The organism is Williamsia sp. R60, assembly GCF_054063855.1.
The window spans coordinates 725,740-745,429 of the sequence record NZ_JBSSGR010000004.1; the positions used below are offsets into that span (position 1 = coordinate 725,740).

Below are 19,690 nucleotides of genomic sequence, written 5' to 3' on the forward strand. Positions count from 1 at the left end.
TCACTCGAGCCTGGTCCGTAAGCCGCTTGCGCGCAGCACTTTCCGATTCACACCGGCCCTGATGGCCTCTTCGGTGCCGACGAGCCGCACGCGAGCACTGGCCCGGGTGATGGCCGTGTAGAGCAGTTCGCGTGTCAGCAGGGACGACCGTTCCGGAGGGATCACCACGGACACGGACTCGTACTGTGAGCCTTGGCTGCGGTGAATTGTCATGGCATACACCGACGTTGCCGACACCAGCTGAGACGGATGCAGCATCTTGATCGACTGGCCGCGCGCGAACGCCACCATCGGCCTGCCGTCGATGTTCACCACCACCCCGGTATCTCCGTTGTAGATGCCTGTGTCGTAATCGTTTGCGGTCACCAGCAGTGGTTGTCCGGCGAACCACCGGCCCGTGTCGAAAGCCTCCTCCGGTGCGTCGATCCACTCGGTCGCCAATCGCGACCAGTATTCGACGCCCGACATACCTTCCCGATGAGCACACAGCAGTCGATGCGAGCTCAGACCGGCCAGGGCCGCCGCAGCATCCCCGGCCTCCGCGGCCACCCGCACTGCGGTGGCGGAGTCGACGACGTCGCGCCGCACCGATTCAAGAGCGTCGAACCCGACGAGTTCGAACTCGTCATGGCCGGCACCGAGGAGATCGATCACCTCATCGGCGTCGCCCCGGCGCACAGCCGCCGCCAACTGTTCGATCCTCTCCCCGAACCGGCGCACCCGCGTGAGACGGATCACCCCTCCACCCAACTGTTCACGCTCCTCGACCGACAGCGCGTCGACGTTGTCGGCGTCGGGTTCGAGGTCCTCGGCGACCAGACTGCTCAGCACCGGATTGGTCTGCTCGGTGACGGGCCTCGCGACCAGATCGGCGAGCACAGCCCCGGCATCCACAGAGGCCAATTGATCGGGATCCCCCACCAGGACAAGCCTGGATTGGGGGCGCAACGCATCGAGCAGTCGCGACATCATCGTCAGTGACACCATCGACGTCTCATCGATGACCACCAGCTCGTGAGGCAGCCGGTTCGTGCTGTCGTGTGCGAATCTGCTGCGGTTTCCCGGCCGCCATCCGAGTAACCGGTGAAGGGTGGTCGCCGTCAGATGCTCCGGGAGCCCGAGTTCGGGCGCCTGAGCGCGCACCGATGCCTCGAGTTGGGCCGCTGCCCGGCCCGTCGGGGCAGCCAGAGCAACGCGAAGACCCGGTCCGTACTCGTCGAACATGAGGGCCAGTACCCGCGCAACGGTGTGCGTTTTACCGGTGCCCGGCCCCCCTGCGATGACCGTTGTCCACCCGGCTGTCGCCAGGGCAGCAGCAATCCGCTGTCGGTCGGGGCCGGCGTCGGGGAAATGCCGGTGAAGCCCCTCCGACAATCGCCCGGCGTCGAGATCCGGGTGCGTGCGGGCCCTGTTGTCGAGGAGCTCACGGATCCGCTGTTCCTGCTGGAAGTAGCGACGGAGGTAGAGCAGTGGACCCTCGGGCGTGTGTGCGAGATGGAGCGGCCTCAACGGTCCCGATGCCGCACCCGTCAGCAGAGGACTCGACTCGAGCGCTCTGACGACGTCGGCCGGGTCCGGCCACGGCAACGTGTCCGGATCGATCCCCGACTCCTCGTCGTCGATGGCGATCTCGGAGAGCCGGTTGACCTCCACACAGACCGACCCCAACCGGACCGCGCGCACTGCCAGCGCGGTGGCGATCAACACCGCCGGCTCGATGTCGGTCTTGGACAGTGCAGCAAGTCGTTGAGCCACATGGACATCGGCGGCGCTGAGCACGCCTGCCTGATTGAAGGGCACCAGTGGCGCAGCGGCGTTCAGCACGATCCGTGCGTCGACATCGGCGGTCACGCGGCCACCGTCCTTCCGGCGATGAGGTCGGACACGGCAGCGATGAGGGGCGCCGACGGCGTCCACTCGAACACGCCGCAGCCCGTTGGCGTCTGCGGCCCGATCATTGCGCGGACGAAATGGTACTGAACGCCACCGAGGTGCACCGACGGGTCGTAACCCGGCAATCGCCATCGTAGATAGCGGTGCAACGCAACCGAATACAGCAACGCCTGCAGAGGATAGTGCGAGTGCATCATCTCCCGCGCCATCGACTCCGGTGTGTAGTCCAGGCAGGTGAGGTCGCCGCGCGCGGTCCGGTTCGTCTTGTAGTCCACCACCACGAATCGGTCCCCCGGAATCCGCAGAACCGCGTCGATGCTGCCGGTGAGGAATCCGCGCAGCGGCGGTGCGGGCACCCGCCGCAGCAGGGCGGGATAGTCGGCGAGCAGATCATCGGGCGACAGATGATCCGCCATCAGGTCGCTGATGTCTCGCAGGGTCGGATCGGTCTGCGATCCGAGCGGGAACTCGAAGGTCAGCTCTGACAAGCGATCCTTCGAAGGTATGCGCGCGAGGGTGAGTTCGCGATCGGAACCCAGAGGTGTGTGCATCACCGCGGTCAGCGCCTCGGCGAGCACATCGATGTCGACCTCGGCCATCCTGGCCAGCGCGGCCTCGACACAGCGGCGACGCACTTCGCCTGCCAGATCGGTGACATCGGTGTCGACGGTCTCGAGTACCTCGTGGACAAGCGTTCCGAAGGCCGCCCCGAAAGGCAGCGAGTTCATCAGCGACACGTGTTTGAGTTCAGCAGGACCTTCCGTGGTCGCTTCGGCAAGAGGTTCCACCGTCTGCTCGTCTGTCTTGTCCGTGACCTCGGGCTCGCTCGCCACGCCCGGCTGATGTGTGCCCGCCACCAGCGCCGAATAGGAGGTGCGCCGCCACGTGCGGTCGATGACGCGGGTGAAGGACGCTGACCCCAGGTCGCCTGCCGACGGCTTCGGTTGCTGCCAACGGGGACTGCCCATTGGCGCAAACGTCGCCGGCTGCACGGTGACCACGCCGCCTGCCGCCTCACCCCATTCGGTGAAGAAGCGGGCCACCCGTGCATCGTCGGGTACCACCGGACGTGGTTCGGGGCTTATTTTGTCGCGGCTGAACAGCAGCCTGTGAAGCGGCGACGAGCGGGTGGCAGTCGCAGGCGCCCACCACAGCACCACGGCGGAGGCAGCGCGTGTGAGCGCCACGTACAACAATCGCAACTCTTCCCCGTCTTCCTCGGCAGCGGCGGTGTCCCGGCGGGCCCGGTACCCGGGTGCGTCCTTGCCTCCGACGTCAAGGATGCGCTCTCCTGAGTCGTTGTGCAGCAACAGAGTTGCGGGGTTCGGATGGCGCGCCGCGTCCCAGCCGTAGGGCACGTAGACGATCGGGAACTCGAGTCCCTTGCTGCGATGCACGGTCAGGAGTTGGACCGCCGCGGCGTCGCTGTCGAGACGGCGGCTCTGCTCGCCCTGATTGCCTGCGACCGGATCCTTGATCAACTCGGCGAGTCGGCGCACGAGCGCGGTGAGACCCAGCCCCTGCTCCACCACGGCACGGTTGCACAACTGGGCGACGTGGGTGAGGTCGGTGAGTCGACGTTCGCCGCCGGTGATACCCAGCAGACGACCGGCGATGTCGCGGCGTCCGGACAGATGCTCGTACACCGCCGCGAACCCGGCGTCCTGATAGACCGCCACGAGCTCGCGGATCATCGCGCTGATGTCCGCTGTCAGCTCGTCTCCGCCTGCATCGAGTTCAGTGGCAGTCCACCCCAGAAGCGGGGTGAGTGCAGCCAACCGGATTCGGGCCGTACGACTCGGCTGCTCCATGGCCTGCAACAACCACAGCCAGTCGAGCGCTCCCTGGGTGCTGTAGACACTGGTGCCTCCCGCCAGCACCGACGGTATCCCCGCAGCGTCCAGGGCACCTTGAATCATGCTCAGGTGCTTGTGATTTCGAACCAGGACTGCGACGTCTCCCGGCTCGACCGGCCTCGTTTTCCCACCGGTGACGTGGTCGGTGCCGGAGTTGAGCAGGTCGGTGAGGTCCGCGGCGACGTCGTCGGCCACCGCCCGGCGCAGCCGGTCGAGCACTGGAAACCCTGACTTGTTCAGCGGCCCGTGTCCCTTGCGGTTCAGATGGCGCAACCGCAGCGGGACCAGACCGGGAAGCCGGGATCCGTCGTTGTTCGCGGTCACCTGGTGCACAACGATGTCCGGGCTACCGAGAGCTGCTCCGGCGTAGATCCGGTCCAGCGCATCGATCAGACCGGCGTCACTTCGCCAGTTCGTCGGAAGAGCCTGATGGTTGTCTGCGGCGCGTACGGCATCGAGGTAACTGAACACCTCTGCGCCTCGGAAGGCGTAGATCGATTGCTTCGGGTCGCCGACGAGCACCAACGTCGTGTGCCCGTGGAACGCGAGGCGAAAGATCTCCCACTGCACCGGATCGGTGTCCTGGAACTCGTCGACGAGCACCACCCGAAAACGGCTACGAATCCGTCGGCAGGCCGCCGGCCCGTGTGCGGGGTCGGCCAATGTGTCGCGCAGCAACATCTGAAGGTCGTCATAGTCACGCACATTGGTGAGGCGTTTACGCCGTTCCACCTCTTTGCGTACCTGGGTGGCGAACTCCACCCGCATGTACTCGTCCGCCCCGGGTTCGGCGTCAGGCCCCAGCCGCGCCTGCCGCCCGAACACCGCCGCCCGCGAGAAGGCATGGGCGTCACGAAGACTGAACGGCACCGCGTCGGTACCACTGAAGCGCCGCAGGTACAGGTCGTCGGTGACTTCGGTGATGAGATCGCCTACGTCCTCCACCAGAGTGATGTCGTTCTCGAAGTCGCCGGCAAGACCGAGCCCGTCCAGCATGCGGCTGCAGAATGTGTGTGTGGTCGCGATGGTCGCCGCATCGAAGTCCGACAACGCAGCGGTCAACCGTTCGCGACGAACACCCACCTCCTCGCCGCTGCCGCGGGCGAGCATTGCCACGAGAGGGTCATCGGATTGCGCCGCACGTTGCGGATCGGCAAGTGCCCGTGCGAGATCGGCCAGTCGCAGCCGGGTTCGTTCTCGAAGTTCAGCTGTGGCGAATCGGCTGAAGGTGACCAGGAGTAGTTCGGACAACGGCACCCCGGACGCCACGTACCGAGCGGCCAGACCGACGATCGCGTACGTCTTCCCGGTGCCGGCACTGGCCTCCAATACCGTTGTGCCGCCGGGCAGCGGTCCGGTGATGTCGAAGGTGACGGGAGAAAGACTGCTCTGGGTCATCTCAGCGCACCGTCTCGGCATCGAGCAGCGGAGCCCACAGGCCGGTCGCCAAGGCGCCGAACCTGGACGGTTCGGTGAGAACCGCCGTATCCGGTGCCGGCGGCTCGGACAGAATCGCCGCGAACTCGGTGCCGTACAGATACTTCACGTACAGGTCTTGGCCCTCTCCCCCGAAGTCACTCTTGAAGCTCACCTCGGCAGCCTCGACGGCGAGTTCGACACCGTCGCCCCGGTTGCGACGGGTCGCATATTCACAGGCCGCGGTGGTCGGCAGCGGCAGTGGCGCACGCAGGCCGGCGTCGCGCATCGCGACCAGGTCACGGAGCGTCGCCGCGGGATCGGGAGGACTCTTGATGTCCGATCGCGCAAGGCGGCCCCCGTACTTTCCACGACCCAGCACCACAGCCGACCGATTACCCGACTCACTCGCCGCCAGCGCCAGCAACGCCACCCAGGCCGCCACCCGGTGTTTCGGAGCCACTCGCGAGAAGATCGTGCGCACGACAACACCTTCGTGCACGCCGGGCACCGTACCGGTCAGACGTCGACCACCGCCGAGCTCCACCGTGACATCCCTTGCTTCCGAGGGATTTTCGTGCAGCGGGGCAGCAGCTGTCACCAGGGACTCGACGTCGCCGGCAATACGTTGGAACACCTGACCACCGAGCCGGAACGGTGGAAGCGAACCCCGCCGCAGTTCGGCTGCGCGTAGAGCGGACCGCTCGACACCTGCCAGTCGGGACTGCAGCATCCGGTCGCCGATGGCCCACCGGTCGAGACCGTCGAGGTCCGCGCTGAACACATCGCTCAGTTCTTCGTCGTCGCCGGGCAGATACATACCCAGCCGCTGGCGACAGAACGCCCGCATCGGATGTTCCACGAACGCGATGAGGTCGGCCAACTCGACGTCGCCGAGCTTCTCCGGCAATGGTTCCGGAAGGAACTCGGGCTCGCTGATCTGGATCGCTTGGGCAGAGAGCGCACCGGCCAACGCAGAATCATCGAAGCTGAACGGGGCACCGGCATCGAAGTTGACGGGATCGAACGCGTGCAGCGGGTGCGCACGCACCACCGTCGACCCGTCGGCCAGCATTGCGTCGGCCGAGTCGATCAACTCCCCCACCGGAACGGCGGGCGGGCGACGAAGCCCGGTGACCGGATCGTTCCCCGTGAACAGAATGACCAGGCGGTCGATGGCGGACATGGTGGCGTCGAGGAGCAGCTGACGGTCCTCACTACGGATGTCCCGTTCTCCCACACAGGGATTGCGGCCCATGATGTCGTCCCCGTTGACACTTCCGACCCGCGGGAAGCTCTCGTCATCGAGCCCGAGCAGGATCACCACCCGGTGTGGCACGGCCCGCATGGGCACCATGGTGCAGACGGTCAGCTCTCCGGTACGAAAGTTCGCCCTGGTCGGCCGACCGGCCAGACGGTGCGCGAGCATCGCGCGGACGTCGGCCAACCGGACGACGGCCTGGCCGCCGTGTTCGGTCGCGGCAGCCAGCTCGCGGTGCGCCTGACTGCGCTGCCAGCTATCTGCCGACTTCACCGCCGTGAGCAGATCCATTGCCCTGGAGAGATTTTGGGACCACTCGACTGCCGGCCGCGGGCCCCGAAGGGTGGCGAGTGAGTCGTCGAGTCGACTGATGAACTCTGCGAAGCGTCCGGCGAGGTCGACGTCTGCGCTGTCGACGTCGTCGAGGGGCAGCGCGGTGTCGAGCCAGCCGAGTTCACTTTCGTCGGCCGCCACCCCGAGCAGGATCCGGTCCAGCCCTGCGCCGAAGGTGTTCTGCCCGAATCCGCCGAGCCCGAACGGCTTGCGCTGGTTGTCGTTGATACCCCAGCGCGCACCTGATTCGGCGGTCCACTGCCGCAGTCGTTCCAGGTCGTCGTCGCTGAAATCGAACCTGGTGCGCACCGGTTCGCTCTCCGCCAGCCCCAGAACCTCGCTGGCCTTGACGCGCCCCCCTGCGAGCTCGAGCAGATCCGACATGACCTCGAGCAGTGGATTGGTCTGCCGCAGAGCCCTATCCGCGAGTCGCACACGCAGTTGATGACCAGGGTGCACATTGATCGATTGCCCGAATGACGCACGGATCAACGGGGCGTAGGTCTCCACGTCGGGGCACATGACGATGACGTCACGCGGGTCCAGATCCGGATCTTCCTGGAACATGTGCAAGACCAGTTCGCGGAGTACCTCCACCTGCCGGGCCGGCCCGTGACACGAATGGACCTCGACGCTGCCATCGGCCACACCGACGGCGGGCAGGACCGCATCGGTGCGCATCGCGTGCTGCAGCCGCCGCAGGTGCGTGTCGACTGGCTCGTCAGCGCGGTGGTGGACATCTTCGTCCGCGACGTCGCTCAGCCGGACCTGGAGTTCACGCACTTCTCGCGAGAGCGATGCCACCAGGGGGTGCTCGATGAACCGGGCGTCGATGTCGCTGCGGCGCACTTGCCCGCCGAATCGCGGCATCTTCTCCCACAGAGCCGGACTCGCATGCGGCAGAAAGAGGTTGACGTCGCGGTGGACGCCAAGTGCTGACAAGATCGCCAGCTGCTGGGTGGTGAGGCGGGTGGCCCCGAAGAGGGCGATACGCTCAGGCAGGTCGACCGCGGAGGCCCGTTGCCGCAGTGCCGTGCAGACGTCATCGAGACGTTCCGGCGGGCTGGGTGCGTCGATGCGCTCACGCAACATCCGCCAGAGATGCGGCTGCCACCGCACGTCTTCGTCGAGCTGATCGCCCACTCCGTCGGTGTCCGAACCGGCGACCCAGTCGAGGATCATCTGGGGCCGGTGGGTGGCGTAGCTGCGGAACAGTTGCGTCAGGTGCTCTGCTGTCCCGAACCGGCGTCCGACGCGGAAACCGGGTGCTGGTGACGTGGTCCCCGCACCCGAGGTTGCGCCCTGGCCGGTCCCGACGGTGCTCCGATGCCCGAGATGCCGGGCGAGGATTGCGCACGCGGGGTCGTCGACGGCATCGTCGATCACCCCGAGCAGCGTCCACTGCATGCGCGCGGGCGCCCATGGATCGTCGTCGGGCCTGCCTGCAGCGGCGGTACCACTGACCTGCGCGACAACATCGTCGACCAGCGCCGACGGCGAGGGGAACGCGATGTTCGCCGCAATTCCGTCGCCTTGATGGTCGCCACCCGGAGCCCGGCTCGTTCCGAGGGTCAACGACAACTGCTGGGTCAGCCAGCGCTCGACACCCTGCGCAGGCACCGCGACCACCTCACCGGCGAAGGGGTCGCCGGGCGGCTCCGCGAGGATGCCTGCCAACGCCGCGACCAGCGTGCTGGTGCGTTCGGCACGATGAAGTCTCAGCACTGCACGCCCCCTCGTCCGCGGTTGTCAGGCCGGTATATCACCGCTCGCCGACATCGATCGTCACAGTGCGTTCAAGCGCGGCGCCGGAAAGGAACCGGATCTGCCATCTTTGCCTCGAGGAGATCACGTACGGCGTCGGGCACAGGTCTGGTGCCGCCGGTCTCGGGGTCGATCATCACCCCGGTCGTCTCGCACAGTCCCACCAGGTTGCCTTTCCCATCACGCAATTCGCTGCCGAAGTCGAAGGACGATGTGCCGATACGACTGATCCAGACCTTGGCCGTCACGGGCTCGGGGCCGTAATACAGCGGCGCCACGAACTCGATCTCCTGCCGGGCGAGATGGAAGGCGCCGGTACTGCGACCCTGGGTGGCGAACCAGCGGGTGACAGTGCGGACCCGGGCTTCTTCGAACAACCGCGCAAACTGCACGTTGTTCACGTGGTGGTTGGTGTCCAAGTCGCCCCAACGCAACTGCAGCTCGACCGTGTCCAGGTCGGTGGGGATTGAACCGGAGGAGGTGTCTTTCACCGGTGCCAGCGTAGTGGCAGGGCCGAAGAGATCCGGGGACGGGTCCATCGCCGCGATGCCGACAACGACGACTCGTGACTTGTGCACTCACCGAACGGATTTCACGCAACTCCGCTCACCCGCATGTCTTGGCCACCCAGGCGCCCGGGCGGGTCGGCCGACCGCCACCACCAGCGGAGATCCTCGCCGACTCGCGATTTGACGATCGCCACCCACCCGCAAGCTGTCGCAAGCGCGAACTCTCACGTCTCACCAGCACCGATGCCCTGGTTGAATGGTCTGCTCCGACACTCTCCGGCGAGGTCTACCACTTGCGTCGCACGAGACCGTAGGATGCCGACATCACGTCAGTGGAATGGGGAATGAAGAGTTGATCATCGAGACCGATCGCCTGGTTTTGCGGCCGGTGTCGATTGCCGATACCGACCACCTCGTCGAACTCGACAGCGACCCGGCCGTGATGCGTTATGTCACCGGTGGGACCGCCACCCCTCGGGAGGTCATCGAGGACTGGGTGATCCCGCGAGCGCTGGCCGAGGCGGGCCACCGCGGCGGTGCCGGCGTCTGGGTTGCACTCGATCGGCTCGACGTCGTCGCAGCGCGCTCCGTCGGCGACCCCCACGCAGAAACAAGCGGGTTCGTCGGCTGGTTCGGTTTGCGGGCGCCTCGCCATTCGTCGGAATCGGAGTTCGAACTGAGCTACCGACTGCGCCGCCGAGCCTGGGGACGCGGGTTGGCCACCGAGGGAGCTCGGGCGCTGGTGCAGCTGTCTTTCACCGAGCTGAGCATCAGCCGCATCTTCGCGGGCACCATGGCAGTCAACGCTGCTTCGCGTCGCGTGATGGAGAAGTCGGGTCTGCGCCTGGCCCGGTTGCACGACTGCGCCGACACCTCGATCGCAGGTTCCGAACGCGGCGAAGTCGAGTACGAGATACTCAAAACACATTGGGAATCAAGCAGTTTCCCGTGGGCGCAATCCGCCCGAATCGCAACGAGCATGATCGCCTGAACCGCTCACCTGCACACCTTCGGGTGAATCCGGCCCTTGCCGCGACCAACGCGACCTCATTGACTACCGTTAGCCAATGAGCGGGTTTCGACCAGCCCTGAGATCCCGCCGCACACCGCCAACCGACAGGAGATGGTCATGAGCGACGAGACTGCAGGTTCGACCCGGCACCGGGTAGTGGTCATCGGTTCCGGCTTCGGGGGGCTGTTCGCGACCCAGCGCCTGCGAAAAGCCGACGTCGATGTCACCTTGATCGCACGGACCACGCACCACCTCTTCCAGCCGATGCTCTACCAGGTGGCCACCGGCATCATCTCCGAAGGTGAGATCGCTCCCGCGACCCGCGTCATCCTGCGCAAGCAGGCCAACGCTCAGGTCTTGATGGGCAATGTGGAGGGCATCGACATCGAGAAGAAGATCGTGACGTCACGACTCCTCGAGCGCATCACCGAAACCCCCTACGACAGCCTGATCATCGCCGCGGGTGCCGATCAGTCCTACTTCGGCAACGACCACTTCTCGCAGTTCGCGCCCGGCATGAAGACCATCGACGACGCGCTGGAGTTGCGTGGTCGCATCCTTGGAGCGTTCGAACAGGCCGAGTTGTCCGAAGACCACGAAGAACGGGCCCGACTGCTCACCTTCGTGGTCGTCGGCGCCGGCCCTACCGGCGTCGAACTGGCAGGTCAGATCGCCGAGATGAGCGACAAGACCCTCAAGGGCACCTTCCGCAACATCGATCCCACCGAGTCCCGCGTGATCCTGCTCGACGCGGCGCCTGCGGTTCTTCCGCCGATGGGCAAGAATCTCGGCACCAAGGCAGCAAAGCGTCTCGAGGAGATGGGCGTCGAGATCCAGCTCAACGCGATGGTCGTCGACCTCGACTACGACGGCCTCGTGGTGAAGGACAAGGACGGCAGCACCAGACGCATCGAATCGCAGTGCAAGGTGTGGTCGGCAGGTGTGGCCGCCAGCCCGCTCGGCAAGCAACTCGCCGAGCAGAGCGGAGTGGAACTCGACCGCGCCGGACGCGTCAAGGTGGAACCCGATCTGTCCATCCCCGGCCACCCCAATGTGTTTGTCGTCGGCGACATGATGTCGGTCGAAAACGTGCCGGGCCAGGCCCAGGGTGCAATCCAGGGTGGGCGCTACGCTGCCGACGCGATCAAGGCCGAGCTCAAAGGTGGCAAGCCCGAAGATCGTGAGCCGTTCAAGTACTGGGACAAGGGCTCGATGGCCACCATCTCCAAGTTCAGTGCCGTCATGTCGGTGCCGGTGCCGGGCCTGAAGAAGAACTTCGAGACCGAGGGCTTCTTCGCGTGGCTCGGATGGTTGCTGCTGCACCTGGTGTACATCGTCGGGTTCAGGAACCGTCTCACCACGATCGTCGACTGGTCGTTCGCATTCCTCACCCGAGGTCGCTCGCAGCTCACCATCACCGAGCAGCAGGTGTTGGCCCGCAACGCCATGGACCAGTTGGCTCAGATCGAGCTCGACAGACTCAAGGACGGTGGCGGCGACGCCGTGCCTGCGGACCGCGACCAGACCCCCGGCGACAAGCCGGTTCTCTCCGACCCCGCCAAGTCGTTCACATCAGAGCGAAGCTCGGATCAGTCCAAGCCGGCCGCCAGCTGATCCGACCTCAGCCGACCAGTTCGGCTGCCGTCCGGTCCGCCGCGGTCAGCGTGTTCGCCAGAACGGTGGTCATGCTGCCGCCGGCCACCAGCCCCAGCCGTGCCGCTGTCGCGGTCGGGTGCACGGTGTCGGGCCGGTTGTCCGGGTAGCGGTACTCGCTCAGGAGTACCGAAGGTGAGCTGAGGCTGTCGGTGTCGGGCAGGCCGAGGCGCAGTTGATGACGCAACGCAGCCGTGCCGGCGATGTCGACGCTCATACGACCCCACCACCGTCCGGCATCCTCGCCGCGACGGCCGACCTGCACCCGTTCACAGAACCGGAACTCCCCCGACCCGGCGATCTCCACCGTGCACCGCGTGTGATGCACCGCGTCGCCCGCGACGATCGTGGGCTGTGGATCGACGATCAAAGTGGCCCCGTCGGCAACGGTGATGTGCCATGACATGTCCGAGACGGTGTCGCTGCGGCCCGGCAGCGCGATGGCGGCAGCGACACTGCGCAGCGTCAGTGCAGCACCGGATCTCACATCGACATGGATGTCGATCCGGTCTCCACCGAGGGGGGTCGCTGCGCTGGAGATCAAATGCAGGACGTCGCGGCCGGTCTGACGAACCGCCAGACCGCCGCTTGCCCGGACCCGAGGTGATCGCCCCTTGTGCGCCTCGAGATACAGCTCGGTGTGCATGTGGTGTGCCGGCTCGTCACACCGTGTTCAGCGGTTGCGTCCGCGCTGCCGCGAGTTGGTCTCGCACCCAGCTCAGCACGTCGGTAGCCGCGGGGTCGTCGGTCAGAGAGATCAGCACGGTCGGACGACCCTCGCGCACCTTCTCCGCATCGCTTCGCATGACGTGGAGGTCCGCGCCCACCATCGGCGCCAGATCCGTCTTGTTCACCACGAGCAGGTCGGAAAAGGTCACTCCGGGGCCTCCCTTGCGCGGCACCTTGTCGCCGCCTGCCACATCGACCACGAAGATCTGCGCATCGATCAACCCCGTCGAGAACGTTGCTGTGAGGTTGTCTCCGCCCGACTCCACCAGGATCAGGTCGAGCGGCGGATTGGCCTCCACGAGGTCGTCGATGGCATCGAGGTTCGCGGTGATGTCGTCGCGGATAGCGGTGTGGGGGCACCCGCCCGTCTGGACGGCGGTGATGCGCTCATCCGGCAAGACGGCGTTGCGGCGCAAGAAGTCGGCATCCTCGGTGGTGTAGATGTCGTTCGTCAGCACGGCGACCGACAGTTCATCACGGAGCTGGCGGCACAGTGCGGCCACTAACGCGGTCTTACCAGAGCCGACGGGACCACCGATTCCGATGCGGAGTGCTTCACCGGCGACTCGTTCGCGCTTGGGCCGCGAGTGATCATGCGTGTGCGGCTGTCCGTCGATGAGGTGCGGGGGCATGTTGTTCTCCTTCGGTTGTGCGGGACGTGTTGTGGCAACGCCCGTGTCGACGTCGACCCTGAGTTGTCAGGACGCGAACAGTGGCATGGCGCGCAGCTCGTGCCGCTGCGCGAACACATCGAGCAGCGGATCGGAATAGTCGGCGAGTTCGGTACAGGCGATCGCCGCGGTCTCTTCGCACAGCTCGGTCATCTGAACCCCGAGCAGAGCGACGTCGCCAGGGTCCAACGCCAGTAGCCGCTGGCCGGCAGTGGCTGATCCGGTCATGGTCGTGTAGATGAGCACCAGTGCGCTCTGAAACCCGTCGAGGCCGGCGGCACGTGCCACCGAACCGGTCACGACGGGTAGGTGTGGCCTGGCCGAGTGCTCGGTCCAATCATGGTGCGGCCAGATCTTTTTCCCCAGGCGCAGCATACCTCGGCCTTGCGATCGGGACGCCGAGCGAGCCGCGGCCGACGGAGTTCGCGCGTCGGCCTGGACGTCGGCAGCCGGCACCTCGAGCCGGCGGTCGACCAGTGCGGCCGTGATCGACGCGGCGACCAGACCCGTCGTGCGTACCCGCCTGATGAGAAACGCTCGCAGCGACGGGACGTCTCGGACCACACCGGAGGTGATCGCCTCCTCCAGTCCCCCAGAGTGGACATGAGCACCCACCGGCAGCCGAGAGTCCGCCAAAGTCAGCAACATTGCGAGGTTCTTGGCGGCTGACCCACCGATCGGTGGCGATGCCTCCCCTGTCGAGATCACGGTCATCAGAACAGGAAGTACCGCTGGGCCATGGGCAGTGATGCGGCCGGCTGCTGGTCCCAGACCTGGCCGTCGATGGTGACCGTGAAGGTGTCGGGGTCCACCCGGATCTCCGGCTGCGCGTCATTGTTCGTCATGTCCGCCTTGCCGACCCGACGCACGTCCTTCACCACCGCCAGGCGTCGATCGAGTCCCAACCGGTCGGGCAGACCGTCCTCGATGGCTTGCGGCGCAACAAAACTCAGCGATGTCGCCGCGGCGAGCTTGGGCGCCGCGCCGAACATCGGTCGGGGCAGCACCGGCTGCGGGGTCGGGATGGACGCGTTGGCGTCGCCCATGGCCGCCCACGCGATCGCCCCACCCTTGATGACGGCGTGCGCGCGGACGCCGAAGAACGCCGGGTCCCACAGCACGAGGTCAGCGAGCTTGCCCACCTCGACCGATCCGATCTCGTCGTCCAGACCGTGAGCGATCGCAGGACAGATGGTGTATTTCGCCACATACCTCTGCGCGCGAGTGTTGTCGGCGGCTCCGTCGCCGGGAAGGGCACCTCGACGTTCCTTCATCACATGCGCGGTCTGCCACGTTCGCAGTACCACTTCGCCGATGCGACCCATCGCCTGCGAGTCCGAGCCGATCATCGAGATCGCGCCCATGTCGTGCAGCAAGTCTTCGGCGGCAATGGTCGACGGTCGAATGCGGCTCTCGGCGAACGCAAGATCCTCGGGCACACTGGGATTGAGGTGATGACAGACCATCAGCATGTCGAGGTGTTCGTCCAACGTGTTCACCGTGTGCGGCCGGGTCGGGTTGGTGGAGCTCGGCAGCACATTCGGGTACGCCGCAACCGTGATGATGTCGGGTGCGTGCCCGCCGCCTGCGCCTTCGGTGTGGTACGCGTGGATGCCACGCCCGGCGATGGCTCCGAGTGTCTGTTCGACGAATCCGGCCTCGTTCAGGGTGTCCGAGTGCAACGCCACCTGCACCCCAGACTCATCGGCGATCCGCAGACACGCATCGATAGCTGCCGGTGTACTGCCCCAGTCCTCATGAAGTTTGAATCCCGAAGCGCCGGCGCGTAATTGCTCGCGCATCGAGTCGGCGCTGACCGTGTTGCCCTTGCCCAGCAGGGCGATGTTCATCGGCCAGTGGTCGGTGGCCTGCAGCATCGAGGCGAGGTGCCAGGCACCGGGTGTGACCGTGGTCGCCTTGCTGCCCTCCGCCGGACCCGTCCCCCCGCCGATGAGCGTGGTGATCCCGTTTCCCAGTGCCTCGTCCATGATCTGCGGACAGATGAAATGCACATGGCAATCGATGCCGCCCGCCGTGACGATCTTGCCGTTGCCCGCGACTATCTCGGTGGACGGGCCGATCACGAGATCCGGATGTACCCCGTCCATCGTGTCCGGGTTGCCGGCCTTCCCGAGGGCTACGATCCGGCCGTCACGAATACCCAGGTCCGCCTTGATGATCCCCCAGTGATCGAGCACCACGACACCGGTGATGATGGTATCGGGAGAACCGTCGGCCCGGGTTGCGCGGCCTTGCCCCATCGATTCGCGGATGACCTTGCCACCGCCGAAGACAGCCTCCTCACCCGCGAGACCCGGTCCGCCCGACCTGTCCTCGGTGACCTCGATCAGCAGGTTGGTGTCTGCCAGACGGATCCGGTCCCCTACGGTGGGACCGAACAGATCGGCGTAACGCGCACGGCTCAACGATGCCATCTACGAATCCAACTTTCCGGGTGGGTTCAGCGAAATACCGTGCACCTCACGGGTACCGGCGATCGGCACCAGCTCCACGGTGGCCTCGATGCCTGGTTCGAACCGAACGGCGGTGCCCGCCGGGATGTTCAGGCGCTTTCCGTGTGCGGCCTGACGGTCGAAGTCGAGGGCAGCATTCGATTGGGGAAAATGCACGTGGCTGCCCACCTGAACGGGGCGGTCGCCGGCATTGGTCACCACGACCTCGGTGATCTCGGCACCCTCGTTGATGACGATTTCTCCTGGCGCACAAAGTACCTCGCCAGGGATGAGAGCACGCTCTGCCATCGTGACTCCTCTAGGAGATCGGGTTGTGCACGGTCACAAGCTTGGTGCCGTCCGGAAAGGTTGCCTCCACCTGCACGTCGTGCAACATCTCGGGGACCCCGTCCATGACCTGTTCGCGGCTGAGCACTTCGCGCCCCGTGGACATCAGTTCGGCCACGTTCCGTCCGTCGCGTGCCCCCTCGAGGATGTGGTCGGTGATGACCGCGACGGCCTCGGGGTGATTGAGCAGCAAGCCACGCGCCTGCCGACGACGTGCCAATTCCGCAGCGTACGAGATCATCAGTCGCTCTTGCTCATGCGGCGACAGATGCACGATGTCCTCCTCGGTGTGAACAGCCGATGAACACGCATCGACCGACTCATACTGCCACGCACAGCCCGCGTCGGCGCGGTGGAAGACGCCATCGACCCGCGGGGTCAGCCGAGCACGCCCCCACTCGCGCGCAGTTCACCCAGGGCCGCTGCCGAACACCGAGGTCCGACGGCCAGCACATCCGCCTCGGCGAACGCACCCACCGACAGTCCACGCAGCACCACGAGGGCCAGTGATTGAGCGGTCGCGGGCTCGTCCACGAACTCCGAACTCTGGCGGTCGAAGTACGACTGCAACCGCGTCACGGCCGGTGACATAGCCGACCGGAAGAAGCCGTACACCGCCAGCCATCGAGTCACGAGATGACCCGGGTGCATGTCCCACCCCTGATAGAAGCCACGCTCCAGGCTGCGGGTGACGAGTCGGTGATGACGGCGTAGCGCCGCTTCGATCACTTCGACGGAACCGACCGGGGACACCTGGGTGGACCCGTCCGACACCCAGACCCCGGTCTGCGCTGCCGCGACGAGCATCACCGACTTGGCGTGGTCGGCGACCGGATGTTCCAGCGACTGCTGGGACGACACGATGCCGCAGGCGGCACTGTAATCGTATGTCCCGTAATGCAATCCGGTCAGACGCGGCCCGCCACGATGGATCGCTTCGGCTACCGTGGCCCGCCCGTCGGCACCGAGCACCGCCTGGGGACTCTCGATCTGCAGTTCGAAACGTAACGCGCCTTCGGGCACGCCGTGCGCGCGTTCGAGCTCCTCACAGATCATCACCACCGCATCCACCTGGGCTGCCGCGCGCAGTTTGGGGACGGTGAACACAAACCCGTCCGGCACCCCGCCGGCAGCATCGAGCACAAGCTCCAGTGACCGCAAGCCGCGCGCCCGTTCAGTGGCACCAAGACCCTTGCAGCGAACACCGAAGGCACTGGGCGCATACTCCGGTTGAGCAGACCATGTGGCGATCGTGCGACCGGCCGATCGAGCGTCGCGGTCCTCGACCACATCTGGTCGCCAGCCGTAACCGTCTTCGAGGTCTATCCGGAGATCTTCGATCGGTTGACTGTGCAACCGCGCCCGGACCAGAGAGGCGATCCCTGTGCGATCGAGATCAGCAACCACACCGGAAGCTTCGTCTGCGATCGCCGACGCCCGTTGCCCCCAGTCGCTGGGGGTGTCCGCGTCCACGTCGGCGGCACTCACATAGACGGTGTGGGCAGGCTGCTTCTCGGCGCGATCGCCGGGATAGGCCCGGTCGAGTTCAACATCGACGGCCGAGAGGACCGCATCGATGCGGGCTCGCGCCGGGTCGGACAACCGTGTCGCGGCCGGTGCCGCATCGTGACCCATGACGTGGCAGGTCAGTTCTCAGCGGCGATGTTCTGCAGCCGCACCCGACCCTGCGCGATCAACGTGCCCGACTGGTCGGTGATGTCGACCTCCCACAGCTGCTGACGGCGGCCCCGATGAATCGGCTTCGAACGAGCAGTCATGGTCCCCGTGCTCACGGCCCGGAGGAAATCGGTGCTGTTGTTCACCCCGACCACGTGGGAGTCGGTGATCCCCTTGCTGTTCAGCCAGACCTGACCTGACATGCTCGCGACCGATTCGATCACCGAGCAGTACACACCGCCGTGGACGATGCCCCAGGGTTGCAGCAGTTTGGGAGTGATCTCGAACGTCGCGGTGAGCTCGTCAGCTGTTGCCGATTGCGGCTGTAAACCGAGCTCGTTGTCGAAGCCCTTGGGCAACGTGCCCATCGTCTCGGCCAGATCGATGTTGTCTGTCACCGTGGTTCTCCTTGCCTGAGGCCGCGCTCTGGGACTACGCGCCGCGTGACCGACAGTCTGTCAAAACCCAGATGACGGGTCCGCCCGCGGTGACCCTCTCGACCGGATGGGCACGACAAAAGAATCAGCAGGCCCCACCTTTCGGTGGGGCCTGCTGTGGCGCGGACCGGGGGTCTCTGCAGCCCTCAGGACACTCGCTCGGTCCCACGTAAGAATGAATGTAGGCTAGCCTTACCAACCTGTCAACCGCGACGGAAGAAAATTGATGGCACCACGCGTTGAGCTGTTTGATGAGAAGAAACGTAAAGTGAAAAGAATGAACGGGTTGGGTGAGCTCGAGCGGGCAGTCATGGACAACTTGTGGTCGTCCGCCGAACCGCAGACGGTGCGTCAGGTACACGCAGCTTTGTCGGCGGATCGCGAACTCGCGTACACGACTGTGATGACAGTGCTCCAGCGACTGGCGAAGAAGAATCTCGTCACGCAACTGCGCGATGACCGCGCCCACCGCTACTCGGCCACCCATCCGCGTGAGCACCTCGTGGCGAGCTTGATGGTTGACGCGCTGAGCGAAGCGGACGAGGCTGGATCACGGCAGGCCGCCCTGGTTTCCTTTGTGGGCCGGGTCGGCGCCGACGAGGCGGAAGCGCTTCGACGTGCACTGGATGAACTGGAATCGGCCCGCGGAGTCCACGGCGAGTCATATCGATCTTCTGAGCCCTAGGACCTATTTTGACCGCGTTGGTGTTCGGGATCGTGGCTCTCGTTCTCGTGGGCCCGGCCCCGTCGTGGCTCGCGCGCGCGCAGTGGCCACTCCGCGCCCCGCGTGCGGCCATGGCACTGTGGCAGTCGATCGCCATCGCGGCAGTGCTCTCCGCGTTCAGCTGCGGCCTCGCCATCGCCGCAAATCTACTTGTCCCCGACGCGCAGGGACGACCCACGACGAACCCGTTCGACGAGATCGAAAGCCTCGGCTTGGTGCTCTGGACGGTCTACGTCAGCGTGTTCTTGATCACACTCCTCATCGGTGCGCGGCTGTTCTACACCGTGATCCGGGTCGCCATGCGTACCAGGGCGCGCCGGTCGGCCCACCGTGAACTCATCGATCTGCTCGACCGGATGGATCGCACCATCCCCGGCGATCCGCTCAGTGCGCGCGACGTGCGCATGCTCGAGGTCGATCAGCCCATGGCGTACTGCCTCCCCGGCCTGCGACAGCGTGTCGTCGTCAGCGAGGGCACCGTTGCCCGATTGCGCCGGGATGAACTCGACGCCGTGATCAGTCACGAGCGTGCACATCTACGCGCCCGACACGACCTGATACTCGAAGCCTTCATCGCCGTTCATGAAGCCTTTCCCCGCTTCGTCCGGAGCCGTTCAGCGCTGGGTGCCGTGCAGTTGCTCGTCGAACTGCTCGCCGACGACACCGCCATCCGCTGTGCCGGGCGCAAGCAACTCGGCCGTGCCCTGGTCGCGTGCGCCGATTCGGTGGCGCCCCGCGGCGCGATGGCCATCGGCGGACCCAGCACCCTCACCCGAGTTCAGCGGCTCGTCGACACCCGTCCGGCCACAGCCATCTCGGCGTTCGCCTACGTCGCCGCCGCCGCGATCCTGGTGATCCCGACGGTCGCCGTAGCCGTTCCCTGGCTCACCGAGCTGCACCGCCTGATCGACAACTGATCTCGACGCGAGGTCCGGTGAGCTTAGTCATAGGGTG

General features: G+C 65.8%; 16 protein-coding genes. 4 read left to right on the forward strand and 12 right to left on the reverse strand.

The window, feature by feature from the left end; genetic code table 11:
- The 4 genes from recD to ACVWY6_RS22325 form a co-directional block, all read right to left on the reverse strand.
- Positions 1-1,851 (reverse strand): exodeoxyribonuclease V subunit alpha, encoded by a 1,851-nt coding sequence (recD, locus tag ACVWY6_RS22310; protein WP_084248302.1) that lies wholly within the window; start codon positions 1,849-1,851, stop codon positions 1-3.
- A complete protein-coding gene (locus tag ACVWY6_RS22315) occupies positions 1,848-5,147 on the reverse strand; it encodes a UvrD-helicase domain-containing protein (protein WP_457541016.1) in 3,300 nt (1,099 codons plus the stop codon). The genes recD and ACVWY6_RS22315 overlap by 4 nt, the downstream gene beginning before the upstream one ends.
- Before the next feature lies 1 nt (position 5,148).
- On the reverse strand, positions 5,149-8,484 hold the full coding sequence (gene recC, locus ACVWY6_RS22320) for an exodeoxyribonuclease V subunit gamma (protein ID WP_457541018.1): 3,336 nt from the start codon (positions 8,482-8,484) through the stop codon (positions 5,149-5,151).
- Positions 8,485-8,555: 71 nt separating this feature from the next.
- Positions 8,556-9,014 (reverse strand): acyl-CoA thioesterase, encoded by a 459-nt coding sequence (locus ACVWY6_RS22325; protein WP_243404284.1) that lies wholly within the window; start codon positions 9,012-9,014, stop codon positions 8,556-8,558.
- Positions 9,015-9,369: 355 nt separating this feature from the next.
- Between ACVWY6_RS22325 and ACVWY6_RS22330 the strand changes: the two genes are divergently transcribed.
- Both ACVWY6_RS22330 and ACVWY6_RS22335 read left to right on the forward strand, forming a co-directional pair.
- Positions 9,370-10,023 carry a GNAT family N-acetyltransferase gene (locus tag ACVWY6_RS22330; protein ID WP_062798382.1) on the forward strand — a complete coding sequence of 218 codons (654 nt, stop codon included), beginning with the start codon at positions 9,370-9,372 and terminating at the stop codon, positions 10,021-10,023.
- 132 nt (positions 10,024-10,155) lie between these two features.
- Entirely contained in the window at positions 10,156-11,658 is a 1,503-nt protein-coding gene (locus ACVWY6_RS22335) for an NAD(P)/FAD-dependent oxidoreductase (RefSeq protein WP_457541021.1), read from the forward strand.
- Positions 11,659-11,665: 7 nt separating this feature from the next.
- Here ACVWY6_RS22335 and ACVWY6_RS22340 read toward each other — a convergent pair whose 3' ends face one another.
- The 8 genes from ACVWY6_RS22340 to ACVWY6_RS22375 form a co-directional block, all read right to left on the reverse strand.
- Positions 11,666-12,343, reverse strand: coding sequence for an urease accessory protein UreD (locus ACVWY6_RS22340; RefSeq protein ID WP_457541023.1), 678 nt, complete (start codon positions 12,341-12,343; stop codon positions 11,666-11,668).
- Positions 12,344-12,359: 16 nt separating this feature from the next.
- Entirely contained in the window at positions 12,360-13,058 is a 699-nt protein-coding gene (ureG, locus tag ACVWY6_RS22345) for an urease accessory protein UreG (protein ID WP_023958086.1), read from the reverse strand.
- Between the two features lie 66 nt (positions 13,059-13,124).
- Positions 13,125-13,811 carry an urease accessory protein UreF gene (locus tag ACVWY6_RS22350; RefSeq protein WP_457541025.1) on the reverse strand — a complete coding sequence of 229 codons (687 nt, stop codon included), beginning with the start codon at positions 13,809-13,811 and terminating at the stop codon, positions 13,125-13,127.
- Positions 13,811-15,532: an urease subunit alpha gene (locus ACVWY6_RS22355; protein ID WP_457541027.1), complete on the reverse strand. Its 1,722-nt coding sequence runs from the start codon at positions 15,530-15,532 to the stop codon at positions 13,811-13,813. The genes ACVWY6_RS22350 and ACVWY6_RS22355 overlap by 1 nt, the downstream gene beginning before the upstream one ends.
- The gene (locus tag ACVWY6_RS22360; RefSeq protein WP_457541029.1) at positions 15,533-15,859 is read right to left on the reverse strand and encodes an urease subunit beta; all 327 of its coding nucleotides are present in this window, start codon (positions 15,857-15,859) and stop codon (positions 15,533-15,535) included.
- Positions 15,860-15,869: 10 nt separating this feature from the next.
- Complete coding sequence (locus ACVWY6_RS22365; RefSeq protein WP_030162630.1) at positions 15,870-16,172, reverse strand: urease subunit gamma; 303 nt, start codon at positions 16,170-16,172, stop codon at positions 15,870-15,872.
- Between the two features lie 104 nt (positions 16,173-16,276).
- Complete coding sequence (locus ACVWY6_RS22370) at positions 16,277-17,533, reverse strand: DUF6986 family protein (RefSeq protein ID WP_457541031.1); 1,257 nt, start codon at positions 17,531-17,533, stop codon at positions 16,277-16,279.
- Between the two features lie 11 nt (positions 17,534-17,544).
- Entirely contained in the window at positions 17,545-17,943 is a 399-nt protein-coding gene (locus tag ACVWY6_RS22375; protein WP_457541196.1) for a PaaI family thioesterase, read from the reverse strand.
- 337 nt (positions 17,944-18,280) lie between these two features.
- On the opposite strand from ACVWY6_RS22375, the gene ACVWY6_RS22380 reads away from it, so the two are divergent.
- Both ACVWY6_RS22380 and ACVWY6_RS22385 read left to right on the forward strand, forming a co-directional pair.
- Positions 18,281-18,697, forward strand: coding sequence for a BlaI/MecI/CopY family transcriptional regulator (locus tag ACVWY6_RS22380; RefSeq protein ID WP_457541033.1), 417 nt, complete (start codon positions 18,281-18,283; stop codon positions 18,695-18,697).
- Positions 18,698-18,705: 8 nt separating this feature from the next.
- A complete protein-coding gene (locus tag ACVWY6_RS22385) occupies positions 18,706-19,653 on the forward strand; it encodes a M56 family metallopeptidase (protein WP_457541035.1) in 948 nt (315 codons plus the stop codon).
- The last annotated feature ends 37 nt before the right edge of the window (positions 19,654-19,690 follow it).

What these genes read in the sequence shown, in the direction of transcription:
- ACVWY6_RS22340 (WP_457541023.1), bottom strand. Translation starts at nt 12,343, where the DNA reads ATGCACACCGAGCTGTATCTCGAGGCGCACAAGGGGCGATCACCTCGG.
- ACVWY6_RS22370 (WP_457541031.1), bottom strand. Translation starts at nt 17,533, where the DNA reads ATGGGTCACGATGCGGCACCGGCCGCGACACGGTTGTCCGACCCGGCG.
- ACVWY6_RS22335 (WP_457541021.1), top strand. Translation starts at nt 10,156, where the DNA reads ATGGTCATGAGCGACGAGACTGCAGGTTCGACCCGGCACCGGGTAGTG.
- ACVWY6_RS22350 (WP_457541025.1), bottom strand. Translation starts at nt 13,811, where the DNA reads ATGACCGTGATCTCGACAGGGGAGGCATCGCCACCGATCGGTGGGTCA.
- ACVWY6_RS22360 (WP_457541029.1), bottom strand. Translation starts at nt 15,859, where the DNA reads ATGGCAGAGCGTGCTCTCATCCCTGGCGAGGTACTTTGTGCGCCAGGA.
- ACVWY6_RS22375 (WP_457541196.1), bottom strand. Translation starts at nt 17,943, where the DNA reads ATGGGCACGTTGCCCAAGGGCTTCGACAACGAGCTCGGTTTACAGCCG.
- ACVWY6_RS22355 (WP_457541027.1), bottom strand. Translation starts at nt 15,532, where the DNA reads ATGGCATCGTTGAGCCGTGCGCGTTACGCCGATCTGTTCGGTCCCACC.
- ureG (WP_023958086.1), bottom strand. Translation starts at nt 13,058, where the DNA reads ATGCCCCCGCACCTCATCGACGGACAGCCGCACACGCATGATCACTCG.
- ACVWY6_RS22315 (WP_457541016.1), bottom strand. Translation starts at nt 5,147, where the DNA reads ATGACCCAGAGCAGTCTTTCTCCCGTCACCTTCGACATCACCGGACCG.
- ACVWY6_RS22330 (WP_062798382.1), top strand. Translation starts at nt 9,370, where the DNA reads ATGGGGAATGAAGAGTTGATCATCGAGACCGATCGCCTGGTTTTGCGG.